This is a genomic window from Pantoea sp. GbtcB22, from assembly GCF_019091025.1.
Lineage (GTDB): Bacteria > Pseudomonadota > Gammaproteobacteria > Enterobacterales > Enterobacteriaceae > Pantoea > Pantoea leporis.
The window spans coordinates 1-240 of record NZ_JAGXKB010000733.1; the positions used below are offsets into that span (position 1 = coordinate 1).

Genomic DNA, 240 nt, shown 5'->3' on the forward strand with positions numbered 1-240 from the left:
CTATCGGCAACCAGACGCTGGCGCGAATGGCGCTGATCCTCGGCACCGTGGTGCTGTTCAAAATGAAGAAGCTGCGTTATGCGTGGGTGACGATTGTTCCATCCGCCTGGCTGTTCATTACCTCGATGACCGCGGGCTGGCAGAAGATTTTCCACGAAAAACCTTCGATTGGTTCCCTGGCGCAGGCCAACAAGTTCCGCAAAGGCATTGATGACGGCATCGTCATCGCCCCGGCGAAGA

General features: G+C 56.7%; 1 protein-coding gene. It reads left to right on the plus strand.

The window, feature by feature from the left end:
• The coding region (locus tag KVT28_RS26525; protein ID WP_305801832.1) for a carbon starvation CstA 5TM domain-containing protein at positions 1-240 on the plus strand (240 nt) is incomplete at both ends.